Origin of the sequence: Neisseria sp., assembly GCF_030523955.1 — a bacterium.
In the GTDB taxonomy this organism is placed as follows: domain Bacteria; phylum Pseudomonadota; class Gammaproteobacteria; order Burkholderiales; family Neisseriaceae; genus Neisseria.
The window spans coordinates 21,162-27,787 of sequence record NZ_JAUNHL010000039.1 but is presented as its reverse complement, the minus strand read 5'-3'; the positions used below and the strand labels follow the sequence as shown (position 1 = coordinate 27,787).

Genomic DNA, 6,626 nt, shown 5'->3' with positions numbered 1-6,626 from the left:
CAGAATCGGTTCCGTACGTGTGTACTGTCTGCGGCTTGCTGCCTTGTATCGAAAGCTAATTAGATCTGCTTAATACTTTTCGAGTTTTGCAAAGGTTTGGCAGAAAGAGCAAATGCCTGTCTGAAAATATTTTCAGACAGGCATTTGTTTTGGTGCATCTTTAACTGCTGTCTGCGGCTCGACGCCTTGTCCTATTCTGAATTTAAGTCACTATAATTAAATCCGTTATATCGAGAATGTGTTTAGGTTTCCAGCAAGGCATCGGTTTTGGCCGCCATAATAAAATCGTTGCGGTGCAAGCCTTTAATGCTGTGCGACCACCAGTTCACGGTTACTTTGCCCCATTCGGTGAGTATGGCCGGATGGTGCCCTTCGGCTTCGGCCAAATCGGCTAGCCGGTTGCTGAAAGCCATGGCTTGTTTGAAGTTTTTGAATTTGAATTCGCGCTTGAGTTGCAACACGCCGTTTTCCGTTACCGGTTGCCAGTCGGGAATTTGGTGCATCAGTTCGGCCAGCTCGCTATCGCTCACTTTGGGGGCGTCGGCGCGGCAGGCTTCGCAGTGTTGCCGGGATAATTCGTTCATGGCTGTTCTCCTGTGTGGGTTAAGCTGGGGTGCGGTGGGTACAGACCTTGCGACATGGCGCGGCGTACGGCGCTCATGATATCGGTGTGCGCCAGTTCGAATAGGGTGTCTATGCTGTCGATGACGTAATAAATCGGTTGGATGCGGTCGATGCGGTAGGGGGTGCGCAACACGTCGGCGATATTGAATTCGCGGTATTCGGGCTTACCGCTTAAGGCATATTCGGTTTCGGCGGGCGAGCTTAAAATGCCGCCGCCGTAAATGCGCCGCTCTTGGGCTTGGCGGCCGACCAAACCGAATTCGACGGTAAACCAATAGAGGCGTGCCAGAAAGGTTCGCTCGGTTTTATCGGCGGTTAAGCCGAGTTTGCCGTAGGTTTCGTTGAAAGCGGCAAAAGCAGGATGGGTGAGCAGCGGGCAATGGCCGGCGATTTCATGGAAAATATCCGGCTCTTGAATATAGTCGAAATCTTCCCGGCGGCGGATAAAGGTGGCGACTGGAAAGGCTTTGTCGGCCAAAAGCCCGAAAAAGCGGCCGAACGAGATCAGTGCGGGAACGGCGGTGGTGCGCCAGCCGGTGGTTTGTTGCAATACGCTGTCTATTTCGCCCAGTTGCGGAATGCGGTTCAGCGGCAGCTGCAATTTGGCCAAGCCGTCCAGATATTCTTGGCAAGCGCGGCCGGGCAGGGCGGCTTGCTGGCGGACAATCAAATCATGCCAGGTTTGATGTTCCGGCGGAGGATATTCGATGATGCCTTGGGCATTTGCTTCACGAGCCAGATAAGTGGTAGCCATCGTGTATTGCTCCGTAGTAGATTTTGTGTTTTAACGGCATTTTATTTGGAATTTAAATGCTCTATTTTTAATTTATATTGTTTTATATTTTATTTATTTATTTTTTAATGATATATATGTTATGTATTTTTATTTATTTTGGCATTAATATTTAAGATGTGCAATGGTTTTTGAGAGGTGGCTGGAGAAGAACATTTAAGGTTCCGGGTTTTATGGCGGCTTAGCGATTAATATGCCTGTCTGAAAAGGTTTCAGACAGGCATTGGCGGTTCCGGCCGTCTGAAACCATAAGTTGCCTGCGTCGGGCATGAATGCCCGACCTACATGGGTTTCAGGCGGCATCTACACTATACGCTTGGGTGGGGAAAACCAAACCTTATCGGCAATTTCGCGGTATGCTTGCCGCGTTAATAAATGACTCAAGTGATCACTCCTCTCGGTTTTATGCTTGACCGGTAATCAGGCTGGTTTCATGTTTCAAGGTTTTAATGATTTGCGCGAGTTCTTCTTGTTGCTGTTCGTTCAGCGCAAGCAGCGGCAAGCGCACTCCGCCGGTGACCAAACCGGCAAGTTGGCAGCCGTATTTGATGGATTGTACGAATTTTCCGGCGGCTTCCAAGAAGTCCATTAAAGGCATCATCGCTTGCATGATGCGGCGGCCTTTATCAAAATCTTTTTCCAATACGCAGGCTTCATATAAAGCGATATGTTCTTGCGGCAGGAAATTGGAGCCGGCGCATACCCAGCTGGTCGCTCCCCAAGCAAAAAACTCCAGCGCCATATCGTCCCAGCCGCAGGAAAGCTGGATATCGGGAAAGCGGCAGGCCAACAGATGCAGCTGCATGGTGGAACCGCTGCTTTCTTTGATGGCGACAAAGTTTTTCGAATGAGTCGTTACCGTTTGGAAAAAATGTTCGCCCATGGTCATGTTCATGCGCCCCGGATAGTTGTACAGCATCACCGGCAAATCAGCGGCGCGGTCTACGGCCAAGGCGTGGCGGGCATTTTCTTCTTCGTCGGGCAAGGCATAGGGCGGCGTACCGATCAAAACCGCATCGGCACCAACCGCTTTGGCGGCCTTGGCCAGTTCTACCGACTCTTCGGTGCGAATCGATCCGGTGCCGACCACTAAAGGCAGCTTGCCGCCGATAACGTCTTTTGCTTTTTTAATCAATTCAATCCGCTCGGATAAGGAGTGGGCATAATATTCGCCGGTGGAGCCGCCGATAATGATGCCGTGTACCTTGGCATCGATCAGATATTCCAATACTTCGGCAAATGCGGCGAAGTCGATGTTGCCGTTGTCTTGCAAAGGTGTAATAGCGGGGGTGTAAATGCCTTCGAATTTCATGATGCTTTCCTTTTTAGCAATTTAGAAAATTAACGTTTCAAAGATGCAGCCTGTTCCAAACTCATGCCGCGGGTTTCAGGCGCTAATGCGACGGATACAAACAAACCGATAAAAGTAACGATAGCGGCACCAATCATGGTGTAGCCGATACCGATCGACTCCAAGGCAATCGGTACGACCCAAGTACCCACCGCTGCGCCGATGCGGGATAAAGATGCGCCGACGCCCACGCCGATGGAACGGATTTCGGTGGGAAAAATTTCATTGGGATAAACCAATTGCAAAACTTGTGCGCCACCGATAAAGAGCGCATACAGCCCGAATAACACCAGTACCAGATACTCGTTGGCATCGGAAAAAAATCCCAAACACAATAAAGCCAAACCAGACCACAAAAAACTGTGGATCACCATCGGCCGGCGGCCGATGATATCGATAATCCAAGTGGCCACGGCGCAACCGATAACGAATAAAACGGTGATGGCGACCGAACCGTATGCAGCCGCGGTACCGGTCAGGTTCATCGCTTGCAAAACGCGGGGTGCAAACGCATAAACGGCAAATACCGGAATCACCGAACACATCCAAAACAAGGAAACAAATGCCATCCGCGCGCCGTAGCCTGCTTTTAGCAACTGTGCCAACGAGGCATTCTGTTGCGGCGGTTGTTCAGGCAGGTTTTGCAAGCCGAATTGAGGGCCGTAAACCTGTTTGATCACGCGTTGTGCTTCTTCTTTGCGGCCTTTGCTGAGCAGCCAACGGGGCGATTCGGGCGTGCCCAAGCGGATGATCAGCAACACCAAGCCGATAAAGGCAGGGCTGAGCAGCACCCAGCGCCAAGCATCATCGCCGCCATAGTTCAGAATCAGATTGCCGGCAATGTAAGCCAAGGCCGCGCCGGTAAACCACAAAATGGTTAGTGCCGCCAAACGCGGCCCGCGCGATTTTGCGGGCAGGTATTCCACCAAAATGGAGCCTGCAACCGGGTATTCGAATCCGACGCCGATGCCGATGAAAAAGCGGCAGATAAATAAGGTGAGCGCCGATTCCGCCCAAAATTGCCCGATGGAGCAGAGAATGAAAATAATCGGCCCCACGAAATATAATTTTTTCCTGCCAAAATGATTGGTTGCCGCACCGCCGATAAACCCGCCGAAAAAAATACCGATTAATGCCGCTGCGGCAATCAGGCCCTCCCAAAAGCTATCCAAGCCAAGCTCCGATGAAAACGGCACCAAAGCCACGCCGAGGATGCTTAAAATGTATCCGTCCAATAACCAACCGCCGCCGGAACGTACGGTTAGTAGTTGGTGGAAGCGGTTGATGGGTACGTCTTCAATCGAAAGTACAGGGTTGTTCATTTGGTTTCTCCTTTAATTTCAAAGAACAATTAATTGTTTTTATGTTTTTTTAGTTGCAAAAATCCTCGGGTACCCGGTGAGGTAACCGCATCGGTTCAATTTTTCAGATGTCTGAAACGGAACCGTTCAACAGAGGATTAAATGGGAAAGTTCAGGCTTCGATTCCGGCTTGCCGCTGTCCCCACCATAGGGTGGTATTGACGCCGATAGACAGAAACGGCTCGGGGGGGAGCTTGTTCGGGCCGGGCGAGGCGAGCAGGAAGTCAATCAAATCGGCATGATCGCGCTTGCCGGCAATCCAATCGGCCAGCAAAGTACCGGTTACGGTACCGCGGGTGATGCCTAAGCCGTTACAGCACAGCGCGCCGTAAATATTGGGCGCGAGCCGGCCGAAAAAGCCTTCGTGATTACGGGAAAGTGCCAGAGAGCCGCTCCAAGTGTATTCAAGCGATACTTCGGGCAACATCGGGAAGCGGCGGCGGAAAGATTGCTGGTGCCGCGGAAGAAATTTTTGCAGACAATGGCGTTTGGGTTGGCCATTCGAATTGAAACTGAAACTGTTGCGAATCAGGATACGGTTGTCATGGGTACGTCTGACCGTGCTGCCGTAAGGGTCGGCAGGAATCACGCCCCAAAACGGCTGCCCGCCCAAGCGTTGCTGCTCGGCTTCGGTGAGCGGCCGGCTCAAGCTGGCATACAGAAATACCGGCAGCATGGTGTGTTGCAGGAAACCGAAATGCATGCCGAAAGCATTGTTGGTGAGCAGTAAATTATCGGCGCTGATACGGCCGTTGGCATGGGTAAGCAACACCTTGTTGCCATATTCGAAACCGGTAACCGCCGTATGCTCGTACAGGCTGACGTTTGGGGGCAGAGTATCGGCCAGGCCTTTGACCAAAGCAGAAGGTTGCAGCAACATCGTGCCCGGGGTGAACAATGCCTGTCTGTAAAAAGAGGTGCCGATATGTTCCGGTAGCTCGGCACCCGAAATCATTTCATAGGACTGCCCGAGTTTATCCAAGCCGCGGCGATAAGCCTCCAATACTTTAATACCTTTGTCGGCAACGGCGGCCTGATATTTGCCGGAAGGGCGCATGTGACAGTCGATTCCGTATTCTTCTACCGCACTGCGCAAAATGGATTGTCCCAATTGGTTGAGTTTTAAGGTAGTTTTGGCTATATCAATATCGCCGATGTAGTCTTCGGCGCTGATGTCGTGAGGCAAATCAATGGCAAAGCCTGCATTGCGCCCGGCCGTTCCGAAGCCGATTTCTTGCGCTTCCAGCAGCACGATTTCATCATCCGGATAATGCAGGGCCAAGCGGCGTGCGGCGGCCAAGCCGGTATAGCCGGCGCCGACAATCACCCAACGGGCATGGCTGGAACCGCTGTGAGCGGGTTTGGGGGTACGTTGCCGGCTGGTATGAAACCAACCGCAACGCTCGTCATCATGAGGCGTGTGGGCAACTTTTTGCATGGCATGCTCCGGTTGTAGACAGAAGTAATATGGCTGAAAACCGGAGATGCCTTGTGATATCAAAACTGTATCGGAACATCCAGATTTTCAGGTACGACAAAATCCATCATTCTTTTTTTCGACAAGGCCCAGTGTTCTTGAACCAGTTGGCCGGCGCGTTCGCTGTCGTGTTGTTCTATCGCATCGATAATCCAATCGTGCTGATCGGCCGCGGCCAAACTGTCTTCTTGGTTATGCTCTTGAGCGCCGGAGCGGTAAAAAGTCATCCCCAAGCGCGCATGGTCAATCAGCAGGCGCTTTAAGCTGGGCATCAAGTAAATGTTTCGGGCAATTTGCCCGATTTGCAGATGCAGTTGGTTGTTCAGCAACATTCTGGCTTTGGTGTTTCCGCTATCCATGGCGGCTCGGAATTCGCTTTGGATGGCCCGTAATACGCGTACGTCTTCCGCATCGGCATTGAGGGCGGCCAGTTTGGTGGTGGCAATGTAAATCAAAGGCGCAGCCTGAAAAAACATCCTGAGCGATGAATAGCTCATCGGCGCAACGCGCGGCGAACGGTTTTGTTCCAATTCAATGTAACCTTCGGCCGCCAACTGCCGGATGATTTCCCGAATGGGCGAACGGGAAATGCCGAATTGCGCTTCCAATTCCACTTCATCGATTACCGCTCCGGGTAAATATTCCATGCTGATAATCTTGCTGCATAAGGCAAGGCGAAGGCTTTCTTTCTTATCGATTGGCGAGGTCATATAAGGGTTTCCTGAAATAACGATACTGCTGATCCCAGCGGGCGCAGTTTAACATTATTACACTTTCGGAAAGCCTTGAAATTGGTTTGCAGACGAAATATTTATTGTTTTATTTTTATTGTATAAAGTTTGTATATTTTTAAAATATAAAAAATATACAGTCAAGATAATTTTGGGGAGTTGATTATTATATGTTGATAATAAAAGGAATTTTATTGATTTTTGGCTGAGGAAGTGCAAGGTTTGCTCTATCGGTTTTGGCAAACCGCTTGCTGTTGGCCAACAAAAATGCCTGTCTGAAAACATGTTT

The 6,626-nt window shown here is 50.6% G+C and carries 6 protein-coding genes; all 6 read right to left on the bottom strand.

Going from position 1 to position 6,626, the window contains the following annotated elements; genetic code table 11:
• Window positions 1-242 precede the first annotated feature (242 nt).
• Complete coding sequence (locus tag Q4C79_RS09060; protein ID WP_303090700.1) at window positions 243-584, bottom strand: 4a-hydroxytetrahydrobiopterin dehydratase; 342 nt, start codon at window positions 582-584, stop codon at window positions 243-245.
• The gene (gene phhA / locus Q4C79_RS09055; protein WP_303090699.1) at window positions 581-1,378 is read right to left on the bottom strand and encodes a phenylalanine 4-monooxygenase; all 798 of its coding nucleotides are present in this window, start codon (window positions 1,376-1,378) and stop codon (window positions 581-583) included. The genes Q4C79_RS09060 and phhA overlap by 4 nt, the downstream gene beginning before the upstream one ends.
• A gap of 442 nt (window positions 1,379-1,820) precedes the next feature.
• Window positions 1,821-2,729 carry a dihydrodipicolinate synthase family protein gene (locus Q4C79_RS09050; RefSeq protein ID WP_303090698.1) on the bottom strand — a complete coding sequence of 303 codons (909 nt, stop codon included), beginning with the start codon at window positions 2,727-2,729 and terminating at the stop codon, window positions 1,821-1,823.
• A gap of 29 nt (window positions 2,730-2,758) precedes the next feature.
• Window positions 2,759-4,090, bottom strand: coding sequence for an MFS transporter (locus tag Q4C79_RS09045; RefSeq protein ID WP_303090697.1), 1,332 nt, complete (start codon window positions 4,088-4,090; stop codon window positions 2,759-2,761).
• Window positions 4,091-4,241: 151 nt separating this feature from the next.
• Window positions 4,242-5,567 (bottom strand): FAD-binding oxidoreductase, encoded by a 1,326-nt coding sequence (locus tag Q4C79_RS09040; protein ID WP_303090696.1) that lies wholly within the window; start codon window positions 5,565-5,567, stop codon window positions 4,242-4,244.
• Window positions 5,568-5,626: 59 nt separating this feature from the next.
• A complete protein-coding gene (locus Q4C79_RS09035; RefSeq protein ID WP_303090695.1) occupies window positions 5,627-6,316 on the bottom strand; it encodes a GntR family transcriptional regulator in 690 nt (229 codons plus the stop codon).
• Between the last annotated feature and the right edge of the window lie 310 nt (window positions 6,317-6,626).